The organism is Pseudonocardia kunmingensis, from assembly GCF_006716445.1.
Lineage (GTDB): Bacteria > Actinomycetota > Actinomycetes > Mycobacteriales > Pseudonocardiaceae > Pseudonocardia > Pseudonocardia kunmingensis.
In genome coordinates this window covers 472,683-488,907 of sequence record NZ_VFPA01000006.1, presented here as the reverse complement: position 1 = coordinate 488,907, position 16,225 = coordinate 472,683, and the positions used below count along the sequence as shown (strand labels likewise).

The window sequence follows — 16,225 nt, the reverse complement described above, 5'->3', positions numbered from 1 at the left end:
CGGCCGGTGATCGCCGGCTCTGGGCGGGGGTCCTCCCCGCGGCCGGCGCCCGGCAGGGGACGATCGGGGGCACCATGACGCTCACCGACCGGCTGCCTCCGACCCCCGACGACCCCGACGCGCTGGTCGAGGCGTTCACCGACTGGGCGTTCGAGGAGCGCGGCCTGTCGCTCTACCCGGCGCAGGAGGAGGCGCTGCTCGAGCTGGTCACCGGCGGCAACGTGATCCTCTCGACGCCGACGGGCTCGGGCAAGTCGCTGGTCGCCGTGGGCGCGCACGCGGCGGCGCTCGCCCGCGGGCATCGCACCTTCTACACCGCGCCGATCAAGGCGCTGGTCAGCGAGAAGTTCTTCCAGCTGATCGACACGTTCGGCGCCGACAAGGTCGGCATGCTCACCGGCGACGCCGCGGTGAACGAGAAGGCCCCGATCATCTGCTGCACGGCCGAGATCCTGGCCAACATCGCGCTGCGCTCGGGCCGGGACGCGGACGTCGGCTCGGTCGTCATGGACGAGTTCCACTTCTACGCCGACCCGGACCGCGGCTGGGCGTGGCAGGTGCCGCTGATCGAGCTGCCGCAGGCGCAGTTCCTGCTGATGAGCGCCACCCTCGGGGACGTCTCGTTCTTCCGCGAGGACCTCACCCGCCGCACCGGCCGCGACACCGCGGTGATCACCTCCGTGGAGCGGCCGGTCCCGCTGCACTACCGCTACGTGCACACGCCGCTGCACGAGACGATCTCCGAGCTGCTGCAGACGCACGAGGCGCCGGTGTACGTCGTGCACTTCACGCAGGCGTCGGCCATCGAGCGGGCGCAGGCGCTCATGAGCGTGAACGTCACCTCCAAGGAGGACAAGCAGGCGATCGCCGAGACGATCGGGCGGTTCCGCTTCACCGCCGGCTTCGGCAAGACGCTGTCCCGGCTCGTGCGCCACGGCATCGGCGTGCACCACGCCGGCATGCTCCCCCGCTACCGGCGGCTCGTGGAGACGCTCGCCCAGGCCGGGCTGCTGCGCGTCATCTGCGGCACCGACACCCTGGGCGTCGGGATCAACGTGCCGATCCGCACCGTGCTGTTCACGGGCCTGTCCAAGTACGACGGCGTGCGCACCCGGCCGCTCAAGGCGCGCGAGTTCCACCAGATCGCCGGCCGGGCGGGCCGGGCGGGCTACGACACCATCGGCACCGTCGTCGCCGAGGCGCCCGACCACGAGGTGGAGAACGCCCGCCTGCTCGCGAAGGCGGGCGACGACCCCAAGAAGCGGCGCCGGGTGGTGCGCAAGCAACCGCCCGAGGGCTTCGTCGGCTGGTCGCAGACGAGCTACGAGAAGCTGCAGAACGCCCAGCCCGAACCGTTGACCAGCCACTTCAAGGTCACGCACGCGATGCTGCTCAACGTGATCTCCCGGCCAGGGAACGCCTTCAGCGCCATGCGGCACCTGCTGGAAGACAACCACGAGCCGCGGCCCCGCCAGCGCCGCCACATCCTGCGCGCGATCGCGATCTACCGGGCGCTGCGGGCCGCAGGCGTCGTCGAGGAGCTCCCCGGACCCGACGCCGAGGGCCGCCGGGTCCGGCTGGTCGGGGACCTGCAGCTGGACTTCGCGCTCAACCAGCCGCTGTCGCCGTTCGCGCTCGCCGCGATCGAGCTGCTCGACCGCGACGCGCCGCAGTACGCGATGGACGTGCTCTCGGTGCTCGAGGCCACCCTGGACGACCCGCGACCGGTGCTGCAGGCCCAGCAGAAGAAGGCCCGCGGCGAGGCCGTCGCGGCGATGAAGGCCGACGGCATCGAGTACGAGGAGCGCATGGCGCTGCTCGAGGACGTCACCCACCCGAAGCCCCTCGACGAGCTGCTGCACGCCGCCCTGGAGACCTACCGGCGCGGCGCGCCGTGGGTGGAGGACGCGCGCCTGTCGCCCAAGTCCGTGGCGCGGGACATGTTCGAGAAGTCGATGACGTTCGTCGAGTACGTCGGGCACTACGGGCTCGCCCGCTCCGAGGGTCTCGTGCTGCGCTACCTGGCCGACACCTACCGCGCGTTGCGCCAGACCGTGCCCGACGAGGCGAAGACCGAGGAGCTGGGCGACGTCGAGGAGTGGCTCGGCGAGCTGGTGCGCCAGGTCGACTCCAGCCTGCTCGACGAGTGGGAGGCCCTCGCCGCCGGCGCCGGGACCGGCGCGGAACCGGAGCCACCCGCCCTGGACGAGGGGCCCGCCGCCGTCACCCGCAACCCGCGGGCGTTCCGCGTGCTGGTGCGCAACGCGTTGTTCCGCCGGGTCGAGCTGGCCGCCCTGCGCCGCTTCGGCGAGCTGGGCGACCTCGACGCCGAGGCCGGCTGGGACGCCGCGGCCTGGCAGGAGGCGCTGGAGCCCTACTTCGCCGAGCACGACAGCATCGGCACCGGCCCCGACGCCCGCGGCCCGCAGTTCTTCTCCGTCACCGAGGAGCCCGAGCGCTGGCTCGTCCGGCAGGTCCTGCAGGACCCGGCGGGCGACCGCGACTGGGCGATCAACGCCGAGGTCGACCTCGCCGCCTCCGACGAGGAAGGCACTCCGGTCGCCTGGGTCACGGCCGTGGAGCCACTGGGCGGCTGAGCCCTCCCCTCCCCCTCCGCCGTCCCCCGCGGCGTGTCGCGTCCATGATCGGTTGACTATTCGAAGGCGTCAATGAATGATTGACACATGAAGTACGAGGAAGCGGTGCGCTGGCTCGACCGGGTCGACCCGATGATCGCGCGGCCGGACCGCACGGTCACCGGCCGGCTGGACCGGCTCAAGGAGGTCTCCGCCGAGGGTGGGCTCACCCGGGACGCCGCGGCGGCCTGGTACGCGCTGGTCGGCGAGATGCGCCGGCTGGCCGACTACTACGAGCGCGACCTCATCCGCAGGCTGCGCGCCGACGGGCTCACCTGGGCGCAGGTCGCCGACGCGGTGCAGGCCCAGCTGTCCAGCAGGCAGGCCGCCCAGGCCAAGTGGAAACGGCTGCTCGACCCGGGCCGTCGCACCACCACCGGTGACATGCGCCGGGGAGGTCGCCCGCGCCAGTCCCCCTGACGCGCACCGGCGTTCAGCGGGCCCGCCCAAGCGCAGGCGGGTACGCTCCGCGAAGATCGCCTGTGGCGCCCGTGCCCGCGGGCCTTCGACAGCGGGAGCGCGAGGATGGTGCACCAGCCCCACGCGCTGGGCTGCGGCCCGGCCGTGCCATGACGAGCACCGCGCCGGCCGAGGCGCGGGAGCTCGGCACGGCATGGGCGGCAGCCGTCCAGACCTCCGGGTTCATGCCGCTGGACCGGCGGGAGCTGCAGTCCGCGCTCGTGGACCGGGCCGCCGCGCTGCTGGCCGCCGTGGACGACGCCCCTTTCGCCGGTGCCGGCCCCAAGGCCGAGGCGCACGCGATCGGCCGGTGGCTGGTGGACGCCCACTTCACCCAGCCCCCCGCGCTGCAGCGCACGCTCACGGTGCTCGGCCCGCGCCTCGTCCGCGCCGACCCCGAGCGCGGCACGGCCGTCCTCGCCGCGCTCGCCACCGGGTACGCCGCGGCCCTGCAGGAACGCACCCGCGCGGAGCAGGAGCGCGTCAGCGCGGCCGCCTTCGCCGCGCGCGCCGCGGCCGAGCAGGCGCGGTGGGCCAGCGAGGCCCGGTTCGGCGCGCTGTTCGCCGACGCCGCGATCGGCATCGCGATCGTCACCGGCGAGGGCGAGATCGTCGAGGTGAACCGCGCGCTGTGCCAGATGACCGGCCACACGACCGACCAGCTGGTGAGCAGGCCCGTCAGCCGCTTCGTGCCCGACGAGGACGACGCCCTGCGCGCGCGCCTGCGCGAGATGCAGGCGGGCACCCGCGACCACGCCCGCCTGGAGCGGCCCTACCGCCGCCCCGACGGCTCGACGATCTGGACCGACGTCGTCCTGTCCCTGGTCCGGTCCCCCGACGGGTCGCCCCGCTACATCCTCGCCATGATCGGCGACGTCACCGAGCGGCACCGCCTCGAGACCTCGCTGCGCCACCAGGCCCAGCACGACCCGCTCACCGGCCTGCCCAACCGCACCCTGTTCTTCGAACGGCTCGACGCCGCGCTCGCCGCGGACGGGCCCGGCCGCCACGTCGGGGTCTGCTACCTCGACCTCGACGGTTTCAAGGCCGTCAACGACACCCTCGGCCACGACGTGGGCGACGAGCTGCTGCAGACCGTGGCCCACCGGCTCGCCACCGAGCTCGGCGCGGACCGGCGCCTGGTCGCCCGGATGGGCGGCGACGAGTTCGTCGTGCTCGCCGAGATCCCCCACGGGCGCGACGCCGCGGCCGCGGAGCTCGACCGGGTGGCGCAGCGCGCGCTGGACGCCGTGCGGCGCCCGATCGTGCTCGGCCCGCACCGGATCGCGGTCACCGCGAGCGTCGGCATCGTGCAGCGCGGGGACGGCGGCGCCGGGTCGGCGGAGCTGATGAAGGCCGCCGACACCACCCTGCACTGGGCGAAGAAGGACGGCCGGGACCGGGTGGCCCGGTTCGACGCCGAGCGCCACCGCGCGGACGTCGCCCGGTTCGAGCTCTCGGCGCGGATGCCCGACGCCCTCGAGGCCGGCGAGTTCGTCGTGCACTACCAGCCGCTGGTGCGCCTCAGCGACCAGCGGGTGGTCGGCGTCGAGGCGCTGGTGCGCTGGGAGCGGCCCGGCGGGGGGCGGCTGGGGCCCGACGTGTTCATCCCGGTGGCCGAGGAGACCGGCCTCATCGTCCCGCTCGGGCGGTGGGTCCTCGCCGAGGCGTGCCGGCAGGCCGCCCGGTGGCGGGTCGAGCACCCGGGCGCGGAGCTGTTCGTCAGCGTCAACCTGGCGGCGCGGCAGGTCCGCGAGCCCGGCATCGTCGACGACGTGGCGCAGATCCTCGACGAGACCGGGTGGCCCGCGCACGGCCTCCAGCTCGAGCTCACCGAGAGCGACCTGATGGGCACCACCGGCGAGACCCTCGACGCGCTGCACGCGCTCGCCGACATGGGCGTCCGGATCGCGATCGACGACTTCGGCACCGGCTACTCCAACCTCGCCTACCTGCGCTCGCTGCCGGTGCACGCGCTGAAGCTCGCGGGCACGTTCGTCAATGGGCGCGCGAAGCCCGACGCCGGGGAGGGCGACAGCGCCGACGAGGTCGACCTGGAGGTGCTGGCGCTGCTCATCGAGCTGGCCCACACGCTCGGGCTCTCGGTCACCGCGGAGGTCGTCGAGACGGGTGTGCAGCTCGAGCGGCTGCGCAAGCTCGGCTGCGACACCGGCCAGGGCTGGTACTTCGCGCCTGCGGTGGCCGCGGGCGCCGTGCCGCCGTTGCTGCAGGGGCCGGTCGGGCCGTCCTGACACCACACGAGCACCCGGGTCACAGCTTGCGCAGGCCGCTGAGCACGCGCTCCATCAACGCGAGGTCCGGGCCGTCCGGGCCCGCCGTGCGGTGCACCGCGACAGCACCCGCGGCCGCCAGGTCGCCCACCAGCACGCGCGCCACCCCGAGCGGCACGCCGGCGCCGACCGCCAGCTCGGCCACCGACCGGGGTTCCCGGCACAGCCCGAGCACGACCTCCTGCTCCCCGGACAGGCGGGCAGCGGTCGGTCGCGGCGCGGCCGAGACCAGGGTCTCGATCGACAGCTCGACCGAGGAACGGGTCCGGCCGCCGGTGAGCACGTAGGGCCGCACGAACGACGGTGCGTTCGCGTCCGGCTCCTCCTCGCGGTCGGGCCCCGGCGCGCCGGCCGCAGCGTCCGCAGCCGGCGGCGCGGCCGTCGGCGAGGGTCTCGCGGAAGGCTCCGGCGAGGGCTCCGCCGGGTCGGCCCGGCGCCACCACGAGGCGCCGCCGAAGCGCGCCCCGGTGGTTCCCACGCCCGGAGGGGCGGTGACGGCAGGAGGGGCGGTGACGGCAGGAGGGGCGGTGACGGCAGGAGGGGCGGCGTCCGCCTGATCCACGGCGTCGTCGGCCCCGGGCTCGCCCGCCCGCTCGCGCGCCGAGCGGCGCTGTCGGGGCACCCCACCGAACCGTGCGCCGGTGAGACCGAGCGCCGGTCCCGGATCGTCCTGCGCGTCCACTCCGCCGCCTCCCCGTCGTCCTCGCCGAACGCGACCGCCACGTCGACAGCGCGTGAGGGCGGTCCCGCCCGGGCGTAACCCGCCGTGATGACTTTTCGTGCCGCTCCCATGACCCACGGTGATGATTGCCCGGACGGCACCTCCAGCGCAAGAGTGGAAGGATCACCGGCATGACCCACCCCGTCCGGATCGGTGTCCAGATCAAGCCCCAGCACGCCGACTACGCGCAGATCAGAGCCGCTGTGGCCGAGGCCGAGGAAGCCGGCGTGGACATCGTCTTCAACTGGGACCACTTCTTCCCGCTGTCCGGCGAGGCCGACGGCAAGCACTTCGAGTGCTGGACGATGCTCGGCGCCTGGGCCGAGGCCACCCACCGCGTCGAGATCGGCGCGCTCGTCACCTGCAACAGCTACCGCAACCCGGAACTGCTCGCCGACATGGCGCGCACCGTCGACCACATCTCGGGCGGCCGGCTGATCCTCGGCATCGGCGCCGGGTGGTTCGAGCGCGACTACGACGAGTACGGCTACGAGTTCGGCACGGCCGGCAGCCGCCTGGCCGACCTCGCCCAGGCCCTCCCCCGCATCCGCGACCGCTGGTCGAGGCTCAACCCGGCCCCCACCCGCGACATCCCGGTGCTGATCGGCGGTGGCGGGGAGCGCAAGACGCTGCGCTACACCGCGGAGCACGCCACGATCTGGCACGGCTTCGGCGACGTCGAGACGTTCACGCGCAAGAGCGGCGTGCTCGACGCGCACTGCGCCGACGTCGGCCGCGACCCGGGCGAGATCGAGCGCTCCGTCGGCGTCTCCGCGCCCCCGCAGGAGGTGGCCGGCGCGCTCGTCGCGGCGGGCGCCGCCCTGTTCACCATCGGCGTGGACGGTCCGGACTACGACCTCGGGCTGGTCAAGGAGTGGGTCGCCTGGCGGGACGCGCAGCGCTGACCCCGTCCGCGTCGGCGACGTTGCGCAGCACGATCGTGCGGTGCGGCTGCCCGCCGCCCTGGATGCGCTCCAGGAGCACCGTGGCCGCGGTGGCGCCGAGGAGGCGGGCGGGCAGCGGGATCACCTCGACCCCCGAGGGCTCCAGCGGGAAGTAGGGCAGGTCGCCGTACGCGGCGACGCCGAACCCGGGCGGCGCCACGCCGCGGTCACCGAGCTCGCCGAGCGCGCCCAGCGCCATCAGGTTGTTGGCCACGAAGACCGCGTCCGGCGGCTCGGCACGCCCGAGCAGCTCGGCCATCGCTGCCCGGCCGCCCTCCACCCGGTAGTCCGCGTGCACGAGGTACGCATCCGGGTCCGCGCCCGGGGAGCGGCGCAGGAAGACCTCCCGCCACCCAGCGCTGCGCAGCTCGGCCGTCTCCGCCGCCCGGGGCCCGGTGATGCACGCGACGCGCCGCGCCCCGCGGTCGTAGAGGCGCGCGGTGGCCTCCCGGCCGCCCGCGAGGTTGTCCACGACCACCGAGTCGACGGGGGAGCGCGGCAGCGCGCGGTCGACGCTGACGACGGGCCTGCCCCGCTCCAACAGGACGCTGATGTCGCTGTCGGTGCCCGCGGGCACCAGGATCACCCCGGCCATGTGCTCGGAGACGGCGATCGTGAGGTACCGCCCCTCCCGCGCGGGGTCCTCGTCGCTGTTGCACAGCACGACCGAGTAGCCCGCGCCGTGTGCGACGTCCTCCACCCCGCGGGCGAGCGCCGTGAAGAAGGGGTTCTCGATGTCGGCGACGATGAGGGCGATCACCGTGGAGGTCTGCATGCGCAGCGCGCGCGCCGTCCGGTTCGGCGAGTAGCCCAGCTGCTCGGCCGCGCGGAGCACCAGGCGGGTCCGCTCGCGCGAGACGTTGGAGCCGTTGAACACGCGCGACACGGTGGCCGGGGAGACGCCGGCGAGAGCGGCAACCTCGTAGATCGTCGCCATGGCCTCCCCTACCATCGAACGGGCTCGGCCGCTGGACGAGCCGCCGCAGTGTACGCCGTGGTGAAACCGATTCCAAGCATTCCGTCGTCGCGGCGGGTCACGCGCTTCCCTTGACCTCGACTTCCGAGCTTCATAGGGTGCCGTGGAATCGATTTCGTGCCTCGGCACGACACCACGGCACGACGACGTCGGAGGACCTGCATGGCGCACCCGGGAACCGCGCAGCCGTCGATGGCGCTGCTCAGCAGCGCCACCACCCGGTCGATCAGCCCGGAGAACCCCACCGGCGCCCCCGGAGCGGGGGGCGGGGCCACCGAGGGCACCGGCGCGGCCTGCGCCCGTGACCTGGGACGGGGCTGGAAGGTCTCCCCGTCGATCGAGATCCCGGCCGGCACGCGCACCGACATCGCCGCCGTCGACGGGCCGGGCGTCATCCAGCACATCTGGATCACCACCCACCCCCGGCACTGGCGCGAGCTCGTGCTGCGGATGCACTGGGACGGCGACCCCGAGCCCGCCGTCGAGGTGCCGCTCGGCGACTTCTTCGGCCAGGGCTGGGGCGAGTTCGCGCAGCTCAGCTCGCAGGTCGTGGCGGTCAACCCGCACGGCGGCTTCAACTGCTACTGGCAGATGCCGTTCCGCGCAGGGGCCCGGATCACGCTGGAGAACCTCGGCGCCGAGCCGGCCGTCGTCTACTTCCAGGTGACCTACGCCGAGCAGCCGGTGACCGAGGAGACCGGCTACCTGCACGCGCAGTGGCGCCGGGACAACCCGCTACCCAAGGGCAGCACCCACACCCTCGTCGACGGCGTCACCGGCCGCGGGCACTACGTGGGCACCTACCTCGCCTGGGGCGTCAACTCGACGGGCTGGTGGGGCGAGGGCGAGGTCAAGTTCTACCTCGACGACGACAGCGAGCTGCCGACGATCTGCGGCACCGGCACCGAGGACTACTTCGGCGGCGCCTGGAACTTCGACGTCCCCGGCACCGGCTACACCAGCTTCACCACCCCCTACCTGGGCCTGCACCAGATCCTGCGCCCGGACGGGCTCTACCGCAGCCAGCAGCGGTTCGGGATGTACCGCTGGCACCTGCCCGACCCCATCCGGTTCGAGCGGGCGCTGCGGGTGGACGTGCAGGCACTGGGCTGGCGGTCCGGGCGCCGCTACCTGCAGCTGCAGGACGACATCGCCTCGGTCGCCTGGTTCTACCTCGACCGCACCTCCACCCACCGGCCCGCGACCCCGGACGTCGACGAGCTCGAGATCTGCTGATCCCCCGCGAGTCTCCCGTTCCGACACGGCGAGTCTCCCGTTCGAGCCGGGCGAGTCTCCCGTTCCCGCCGCACCCCGGCGGGGGCCTGGGACACTGCGGCGATGGCGACGCGGAGCGCGGGGGTCGTGCTGCACCGGCCCGGGCCGGGCGGCGGCCCGGACGGCATCGAGGTGCTGCTCGGGCACATGGGTGGGCCGTTCTGGGCGCGCAAGGACGACGGGGCGTGGTCGATCCCGAAGGGCGAGCACGGGCCCGACGAGGAACCCCGCGCCGCCGCCGCCCGCGAGTTCGCCGAGGAGCTGGGCGCTCCCCTGCCCGAGGGCCCGCTGGTCGAGCTGGGCGAGGTCCGCCTCTCCGGCGGCAAGCGCATCACCGCGTTCGCCCTCGCCGCCGACTTCGACGCCGACGCGATCGTCCCCGGCGTCTTCACGATGGAGTGGCCGCCGCGCTCGGGCCGGCAGCAGGAGTTCCCGGAGATCGACCGGGCCGCGTGGTTCGACCTCGACACGGCCCGCCGGAAGATCACGAAAGGGCAGCTCCCCCTCCTGGACCGGTTGCCGGCGGTGCTGGCGGGGTAGCAGGCACCTCATGGGATCCCTGCTCTCCGGGCTGCTGCGGGGCGCGGCGGCGGGCGCCGCCGGCACGACCGCCCTCACGACCGCGACCTACGTGGACACGGCGGTGCGGGCGCGGCCGCCGAGCGACGCCGCGGAGCAGGTGGTCGCCGCGCTGGCCGACGCGTCCGGCATGACCGTCCCCGGCCGCCGTCGTGAGCGGGCACGCCGGCTGACCGCGCTCGGCGCGCTCACCGGCACCGCCACGGGCGTGGGGCTGGGCGGGCTCGCCGGGGTGTCCCGGGCGGCCGGGGTCCGGCTGCCGACGGCCGTGGGCGGGCCGCTGCTCGGCCTGGCCGCCATGGCCGCGACCGACGGGCCCCTCGCCGTGCTGCGGATCAGCGACCCCCGCCGCTGGAGCGCCGTGGACTGGGCGGCCGACGCCGTCCCGCACCTGCTGTACGGGTGCACGACGCACGCCACGCTCGTCGCGATCTCCCGGGTGGCCGAGGGGCGCGAGGCGGTGCCGCACGCGGATCCGGCGGCGCTGCTGCGCGCCGCCGCGCTGGGCGCCGCCACCGGGTCGCGCAGCAGCGCGGGGATCACGGCGATCGCGCTGACCTCCCGGCGCGAGGACACCGGCGCCGTCGCCTCGCGCCTCTCCGGCCGGACGGTCGGCACCCTCACGGCCCTGGCCGCCGTCGGGGAGCTCGTCCTCGACAAGCTGCCGATCGTCCCGAGCAGGCTCGCACCGCAGGGCCTGGCACCCCGCGTCGCGCTCGGCGCCACCGCTGCCGGCGCCGCCGCACGCCGTGAAGGGCACGACAGCGGGCTGCCCGGTCTCGTCGGCGCCGCGTCCGCCGTGGGGAGCGCGCTGCTGGGCGTGCGCCTGCGGGCCGCCGCCGAGCGCCGCTTCGGCTCGGACCGCCCGGGCGCGGTCGCCGAGGACGCGCTCGCGGCGCTGCTCGCCTGGCTGGGCGCCCGCCGCCGCACCGCGGCCGCCGCGCCGGAGACCACCGTCCGGCCGCTGCGGCGCTGAGGCGCGGGCCGCAGACGTGTGGTGCCGCGGCCCGTCCACCCCTTTCTCCTGCCGAATCGGGGTGCGTGCGGGCACACGGGGTGCGTCCGCTGCAGGCTCCCCCTGACGAACGACACTCTCGTCGGTACCTGGCCGACGAAAGTGCCGTTCGTCATGCGAATCCTGTTCCCAGCCCCTGAGTCAGCCGCCCACCGCAGAAGCTCGGGATGCGGGGTGGCGACCACCACGGTCCCCGGCGTGTCGGTCGGCCTGGAATGATCCTGGCGGGCGGAGGTTGAGGAGAGCATGGCCGGTATCACCCGAGGTTTCGTCGGACGGCGGCGCGAGCGCGACCCGCGCCTGCCCCCCGGGCAGTACGACGCCCGTGACGAGTGGCCCGTGCTGCACGTCGAGGCCACCCCGGACATCGGGACGGAACGCTGGACGTTCACGGTCGAGGGGCTCGTCGAGAACACCGTCACGTGGGACTGGGACGAGATCCACGCCCTGCCGCGCTCGCGCTACGAGGGCGACATCCACTGCGTCACGACGTGGTCGAAGTTCGGGATGCGCTTCGACGGGGTGTCGGTCGACACGCTCCTGGAGGCGGCGGGCCCGCAACCCGGCGCCACCCACGCCATGGCCCTGTCGCACACCGGCTACACCACCAACCTGCCGCTGGCCGACCTCACCGGCGGCAAGGCGTGGGTGGTGTGGGACGTGGACGGGCAGCCGCTCGCCCCGATCCACGGCGGCCCGGCCCGCCTGCTCGTGCCGCACCTGTACTTCTGGAAGAGCGCCAAGTGGGTGTCGGGCCTGCGCCTGATGGACCACGACGAACAGGGTTTCTGGGAACGCAACGGCTACCACGACCGCGGCGACCCGTGGGCCGAGCAGCGCTACCAGGGCGACTGAGCCGTAGTGACCAGCGGATGACCGCCACCCCCGGAGGCACCACGCACCGCCGCACGCTGCGCTGGCAGGCCGCGCGCGTCGTCGCGGTGCACGACGAGACGCCGCGCGCCCGCACCTTCCGCCTCGTGCTCACCGAGCCGCGCCCGCACCTGCCCGGGCAGTACTACGTCGTGCGGCTCACCGCCGAGGACGGCTACACCGCCTCCCGCGACTACTCCGTGGCCTCGGCCCCCGACGAGTCCGGCGAGATCGAGCTGACCGTCGAGCGGCTCGACGACGGCGAGGTCTCGGAGTTCCTGCACGAGGTCGTCGTACCCGGCGACGAGCTCGAGGTGCGCGGCCCGATCGGCGGGTTCTTCGCCTGGGACGGGGCCGGTCCCGCGCTCCTGGTCGGCGGCGGTTCCGGGGTGGTGCCGCTGATGGCGATGCTGCGCCACGCCCGCCGCACCGGCCGCGCCGACCTGGTGCGGCTCGTCGTCTCCGCCCGCTCCCCCGCGGACCTCTACTACGCCGACGAGCTCCCCGGCCCCGAGGCCACCGTCGTCTACACCCGCCAGGCTCCCCCGGACGCCGGGCGCGCGGCCGGCCGCCTCGCCCTCGCCGACGTCGCCCCGCTCGTGCGCGGCGGCGAGACGGCCTACGTCTGCGGCTCCACGGGCTTCGCCGACGCGGCCACCTCCGTGCTGCTCGAGGCCGGGGTGCCGGTGGACAGCATCCGCGTGGAGCGCTTCGGCCCGTCCGGCTGACGACGGCCCCGCCCCCGAGATCGTTCCGAGGCGCACGCCGCCCCGTCGCCGAGCGGCAGCACCGGGCACCACCCGCGAGCCACGATCGTTCCGAGAAGCAAGCGAGCGTCGTCCGGACCGCTGTGGTGCTCCGACGGCGACTGTGATCAGCCCGAGACGCACACCAGTGTCGGGCGGACCGCGGTGGCGTACGACTCGCGGCGATCGATCCGTCCGACCCGCACACCAGCGTCGTCCCTACCGCCGCGCCGTACGACTCGAAACGATCAGCGGACGCACCTCGCCCACGGCCGGGCGGCAGCGATCCCTCCGACACGCACGCCGAGGTCGTCCGAGCCACAGTGCCGTACGGATCGGAACGATCAGCGGGGCAGCGGCCGCCCCGGTGATCCGTCCGAGCCGCACGCCAGGTCGGCCGGGCCGCCGTGGTGCGCGGGTCGGAACGATCACGGGTGTGTGCCGCCGCTGCTGGTCGTGGGGCCCGGGCTCTAGAGTCGCGGCGTGGCGGCGGGAGGAGCGGGCGAACGCGGATCGGTCGCGAAGGAGCACCGCACGGTCCGGCGGGTGACCTCGATCCTGGAGGCGGTGGCCCGCCAGCGGGACGGCGTGCGGCTCGGCGCGCTCGCCGAGCTGCTGGACGCGCCGAAGTCGTCGGTGTTCGGGCTGGTGAAGGGCCTGGTCGCGGACGGCTACCTGCGCGAGCAGGACGGCGCCTACCGGCTCGGGCCCGCGGTGTCGGCGCTGCTGGCGCCGCCGGTCACGGCGCTCGACGCGGTCCGCCCGCGGATGCAGCGGCTGCGCGCCGCCTTCGACGAGACCGTGATGTGGTGCACCCGCGTCGGCGACTCGGTCGTCTACACCGAGGTGGCGGAGTCGTCGCAGCTGATCCGCTACTCCGCGCCGCTGCGCACCCGCCGCCCCCTGCACCCCACCAGCTCGGGGAAGTGCTTCCTCGCGTACACCCCGCCCGCGGCACTGCGCCGCTACCTCGCCGAACACGTCGCCGCCGACGACGTCGAGCGGGTGCGGGCCGAGCTGGAGCGGGTGCGCCGCGACGGCGTGGCGTTCAACCGGGGCGAGACGCTGCCGGACGTCAGCGCGGCCGCGGCTCCGGTGCTCGTGCACGGCCAGCCGCTGGGGTGCCTCGCGGTCGCCGGCCCGACGGTGCGGCTCGGTGGCCGGCTCGACGAGGTCGCCGCCCTGCTCCCGGAGGTCGTCGGCGAGCTGGCCACCGAGTTGGCCGGATAGCCGCCGCCCCTTGACTCCGCCGCGGTGACCACTACTGTCAGCGTGCGTAAATACGCCTTGCAATTCGTATATACGAACGAGGACTGCGGATGGACTTCGCCCTGACCGACGACCAGCAGGCGCTGCGGACCGCGGTGCGCGAGCTGGCCGCCCGGTTCCCCGACGAGTACTGGGCCGAACGCGACGCGCGCGGCGAGTTCCCGCACGAGTTCTACTCGGCGTTCGCCGAGGGCGGGTGGCTCGGCATCGCGGTCCCCGAGCAGTACGGCGGCGGCGGGCTCGGCATCCTCGAGGCCGCGCTGCTGCTGGAGGAGGTCGCGGCCTCCGGGGCCGGGATGAACGGGTGCAGCGCGATGCACCTGACGATCTTCGGGCTGAACACGGTCGTGAAGCACGGCAGCGAGGAGCTGCGCCAGGAGGTCCTGCCGCCGGCCGCAGACGGGTCGTTGCACGTCTGCTTCGGGGTCACCGAGCCCGACGCGGGCACCGACACCACCCGGATCTCGACGGTCGCGCGCCGCGACGGCACGGGCGACGACGCGGACTACGTCATCCGGGGACGCAAGGTCTGGATCACCAAGGCCGGCGACTCGCAGAAGATGGTGCTGATCTGCCGCACCACGCCGCGCGAGGAGGTCGCGAAGCCGACCGAGGGCATGTCGCTGTTCCTCGTCGACCTCGCCGAGGGCGTCACCTCCGGCGCCGTCCAGCTGCGCGCGATCCCGAAGATGGGCCGCAACGCCGTCGCCTCCTACGAGGTGCTGCTCGACGACCTGCGGGTACCGGCGCGAGCGCGGGTCGGCGAGGAGGGCAAGGGCTTCACCTACCTGCTCGACGGGCTCAACCCCGAACGGATCCTGCTCGCGCACGAGGCGCTGGGAATCGGACGCGCGGCGCTGCGGCGCGCCACCCGGTACGCCCGCGAGCGCGTGGTGTTCGGCCGCCCCATCGGGCAGAACCAGGGTGTGGCGTTCCCGCTCGCCGAGGCCGTCACACGGCTGGACGCGGCGGAGCTCATGGCCCGCCAGGCCGCCTGGCGCTACGACCGGGGCCTGCCCTGCGGGCGCGAGGCGAACATGGCCAAGTGGCTCTGCGCCGAGGCCGGCTTCCAGGCCGCGGACCAGGCCGTCCAGACCCACGGCGGCATGGGCTACGCCCGCGAGTACCACGTGGAGCGCTACTTCCGGGAGTCGCGGATCCTGCGCCTGGCCCCGGTGAGCCAGGAGATGGTGCTCAACTACGTCGCCCAGCACGTGCTGGACCTGCCGAGGTCGTACTGATGGGCGCGCTGGACGGCCTGCGGGTGGTCGACCTGTCCCGCGTGCTCGCGGGCCCCTACTGCGCGCAGCTGCTCGCCGACCACGGCGCGGACGTGATCAAGGTGGAGTCGCCGGCGGGCGACGACACCCGCGCGTGGGGCCCGCCGTTCGTCGGGCCGGGGATGAGCGCCTACTACACGGGGATGAACCGCAACAAGTCCGCGCTCGCCCTCGACCTGCGGGCGCCGCGGGGCCTGGAGGTGCTGGAACGCCTCCTCGGCCCGGCCGATGTCATGATCGAGAACTTCAAGGCGGGCACTCTCGCCCGGTGGGGCCTGCCCGACGAGCTGCTGGCGCAGCGGTTCCCCCGGCTGGTGCGCTGCCGCATCACCGGCTTCGGCACCGACGGCCCGCTCGGCGGCGCGCCCGGCTACGACGCGGTCGCCCAGGCCCACGGCGGGCTGATGAGCATCAACGGCGAGCCCGACGGCCCCGCGCTGCGCGTGGGCGTGCCGGTGGCCGACCTCGTCACCGGGCTGCACGCGTTCGGCGGGGTGCTGCTCGCGCTGCGCGAGCGGGAGCACTCCGGGCGCGGCCAGCTCGTCGACTGCGCCCTGCTCGACACCGCCGTCTCGCTGCTGCACCCGCACTCCACCGCCTGGCTCGCCGACGGCACGCCGCCACGGCGCACCGGCTCGGCCCACTCCACGCTCGTGCCCTACGAGACCTTCGCCGCGCAGGACGGCCCGCTGTTCGTCGGGGTCGGCAACGACCGGCAGTTCCGCGACCTCGTCGAGGTGCTCGGCCTGCCGGAGCTGGCCGACGACCCGCGGTTCCGCACCAACGCCGACCGCGCGGACGCGGCGGCGACGCTGCGGCCACTGCTCGCCGCCGCCGTCGCCCGCTTCACGGGCGAGGCCCTCGGTGCGGCGCTGCTGGCCCGCGGGGTCCCCTCCGCGCCGGTGCACGACGTCGCCACCGCGCTGCAGGACCCGCAGGTGCGGCACCGCGACATGGTGGTCGAGCACGACGGCTACCGCGGCGTCGGCATCCCGATCAAGCTCGAGCGCACCCCCGGCGCGGTGCGCTCCGCTCCGCCCGCGCACGGCGCCGACACCGTCGCCGTGCTCGCCGAGCACGGCTACAGCGCCGCCGAGATCGACGCGCTGGTGCAGGACGGCGTCGCGGTGGCGCCCGGCACCCGGCCCTGACGCCCGACGC

General features: G+C 74.6%; 14 protein-coding genes. 12 read left to right on the top strand and 2 right to left on the bottom strand.

Annotated elements, in window-relative coordinates; translation table 11 throughout:
* The first annotated feature begins 74 nt into the window (after positions 1 to 74).
* From FB558_RS38790 to FB558_RS38780, 3 genes are all read left to right on the top strand, one after another.
* Positions 75 to 2,597 carry a DEAD/DEAH box helicase gene (locus FB558_RS38790; RefSeq protein ID WP_142063177.1) on the top strand — a complete coding sequence of 841 codons (2,523 nt, stop codon included), beginning with the start codon at positions 75 to 77 and terminating at the stop codon, positions 2,595 to 2,597.
* An 87-nt stretch (positions 2,598 to 2,684) separates the two neighbouring features.
* Entirely contained in the window at positions 2,685 to 3,056 is a 372-nt protein-coding gene (locus FB558_RS38785) for a hypothetical protein (protein ID WP_142063174.1), read from the top strand.
* Positions 3,057 to 3,205: 149 nt separating this feature from the next.
* Positions 3,206 to 5,347 carry a putative bifunctional diguanylate cyclase/phosphodiesterase gene (locus tag FB558_RS38780; RefSeq protein ID WP_142063171.1) on the top strand — a complete coding sequence of 714 codons (2,142 nt, stop codon included), beginning with the start codon at positions 3,206 to 3,208 and terminating at the stop codon, positions 5,345 to 5,347.
* 19 nt (positions 5,348 to 5,366) lie between these two features.
* Here the strand turns inward: FB558_RS38780 and FB558_RS38775 are convergent, their stop codons facing one another.
* On the bottom strand, positions 5,367 to 6,068 hold the full coding sequence (locus tag FB558_RS38775; RefSeq protein WP_211367146.1) for a DUF742 domain-containing protein: 702 nt from the start codon (positions 6,066 to 6,068) through the stop codon (positions 5,367 to 5,369).
* 170 nt (positions 6,069 to 6,238) lie between these two features.
* On the opposite strand from FB558_RS38775, the gene FB558_RS38770 reads away from it, so the two are divergent.
* On the top strand, positions 6,239 to 7,012 hold the full coding sequence (locus FB558_RS38770) for an LLM class F420-dependent oxidoreductase (RefSeq protein WP_211367145.1): 774 nt from the start codon (positions 6,239 to 6,241) through the stop codon (positions 7,010 to 7,012).
* Here the strand turns inward: FB558_RS38770 and FB558_RS38765 are convergent.
* Complete coding sequence (locus FB558_RS38765) at positions 6,975 to 7,988, bottom strand: LacI family DNA-binding transcriptional regulator (protein ID WP_142063165.1); 1,014 nt, start codon at positions 7,986 to 7,988, stop codon at positions 6,975 to 6,977. The genes FB558_RS38770 and FB558_RS38765 overlap by 38 nt on opposite strands.
* Positions 7,989 to 8,189: 201 nt before the next feature.
* On the opposite strand from FB558_RS38765, the gene FB558_RS38760 reads away from it, so the two are divergent.
* The 8 genes from FB558_RS38760 (at position 8,190) to FB558_RS38725 (ending at position 16,215) form a co-directional block, all read left to right on the top strand.
* On the top strand, positions 8,190 to 9,263 hold the full coding sequence (locus FB558_RS38760) for a glycoside hydrolase family 172 protein (RefSeq protein WP_246107075.1): 1,074 nt from the start codon (positions 8,190 to 8,192) through the stop codon (positions 9,261 to 9,263).
* Positions 9,264 to 9,365: 102 nt separating this feature from the next.
* A complete protein-coding gene (locus tag FB558_RS38755) occupies positions 9,366 to 9,842 on the top strand; it encodes an NUDIX hydrolase (protein WP_142063162.1) in 477 nt (158 codons plus the stop codon).
* A 10-nt stretch (positions 9,843 to 9,852) separates the two neighbouring features.
* The gene (locus FB558_RS44175; protein WP_211367144.1) at positions 9,853 to 10,857 is read left to right on the top strand and encodes a hypothetical protein; all 1,005 of its coding nucleotides are present in this window, start codon (positions 9,853 to 9,855) and stop codon (positions 10,855 to 10,857) included.
* Positions 10,858 to 11,142: 285 nt separating this feature from the next.
* A complete protein-coding gene (locus FB558_RS38745) occupies positions 11,143 to 11,751 on the top strand; it encodes a sulfite oxidase-like oxidoreductase (RefSeq protein ID WP_142063159.1) in 609 nt (202 codons plus the stop codon).
* A gap of 17 nt (positions 11,752 to 11,768) precedes the next feature.
* Positions 11,769 to 12,497: a ferredoxin reductase gene (locus tag FB558_RS38740; RefSeq protein ID WP_142063156.1), complete on the top strand. Its 729-nt coding sequence runs from the start codon at positions 11,769 to 11,771 to the stop codon at positions 12,495 to 12,497.
* 501 nt (positions 12,498 to 12,998) lie between these two features.
* Complete coding sequence (locus FB558_RS38735) at positions 12,999 to 13,745, top strand: IclR family transcriptional regulator (protein ID WP_142063153.1); 747 nt, start codon at positions 12,999 to 13,001, stop codon at positions 13,743 to 13,745.
* Between the two features lie 89 nt (positions 13,746 to 13,834).
* On the top strand, positions 13,835 to 15,025 hold the full coding sequence (locus FB558_RS38730; protein ID WP_142063150.1) for an acyl-CoA dehydrogenase family protein: 1,191 nt from the start codon (positions 13,835 to 13,837) through the stop codon (positions 15,023 to 15,025).
* A complete protein-coding gene (locus FB558_RS38725) occupies positions 15,025 to 16,215 on the top strand; it encodes a CaiB/BaiF CoA transferase family protein (RefSeq protein WP_142063147.1) in 1,191 nt (396 codons plus the stop codon). The genes FB558_RS38730 and FB558_RS38725 overlap by 1 nt, the downstream gene beginning before the upstream one ends.
* Positions 16,216 to 16,225 lie beyond the last annotated feature (10 nt).

Excerpts from the sequence above, each read along its gene's own strand:
- FB558_RS44175 (WP_211367144.1), top strand. The coding sequence starts at position 9,853 with ATGGGATCCCTGCTCTCCGGGCTGCTGCGGGGCGCGGCGGCGGGCGCC.
- FB558_RS38785 (WP_142063174.1), top strand. The coding sequence starts at position 2,685 with ATGAAGTACGAGGAAGCGGTGCGCTGGCTCGACCGGGTCGACCCGATG.
- FB558_RS38740 (WP_142063156.1), top strand. The coding sequence starts at position 11,769 with ATGACCGCCACCCCCGGAGGCACCACGCACCGCCGCACGCTGCGCTGG.
- FB558_RS38760 (WP_246107075.1), top strand. The coding sequence starts at position 8,190 with ATGGCGCACCCGGGAACCGCGCAGCCGTCGATGGCGCTGCTCAGCAGC.
- FB558_RS38755 (WP_142063162.1), top strand. The coding sequence starts at position 9,366 with ATGGCGACGCGGAGCGCGGGGGTCGTGCTGCACCGGCCCGGGCCGGGC.
- FB558_RS38770 (WP_211367145.1), top strand. The coding sequence starts at position 6,239 with ATGACCCACCCCGTCCGGATCGGTGTCCAGATCAAGCCCCAGCACGCC.
- FB558_RS38745 (WP_142063159.1), top strand. The coding sequence starts at position 11,143 with ATGGCCGGTATCACCCGAGGTTTCGTCGGACGGCGGCGCGAGCGCGAC.
- FB558_RS38730 (WP_142063150.1), top strand. The coding sequence starts at position 13,835 with ATGGACTTCGCCCTGACCGACGACCAGCAGGCGCTGCGGACCGCGGTG.
- FB558_RS38780 (WP_142063171.1), top strand. The coding sequence starts at position 3,206 with ATGACGAGCACCGCGCCGGCCGAGGCGCGGGAGCTCGGCACGGCATGG.
- FB558_RS38725 (WP_142063147.1), top strand. The coding sequence starts at position 15,025 with ATGGGCGCGCTGGACGGCCTGCGGGTGGTCGACCTGTCCCGCGTGCTC.
- FB558_RS38790 (WP_142063177.1), top strand. The coding sequence starts at position 75 with ATGACGCTCACCGACCGGCTGCCTCCGACCCCCGACGACCCCGACGCG.
- FB558_RS38765 (WP_142063165.1), bottom strand. The coding sequence starts at position 7,988 with ATGGCGACGATCTACGAGGTTGCCGCTCTCGCCGGCGTCTCCCCGGCC.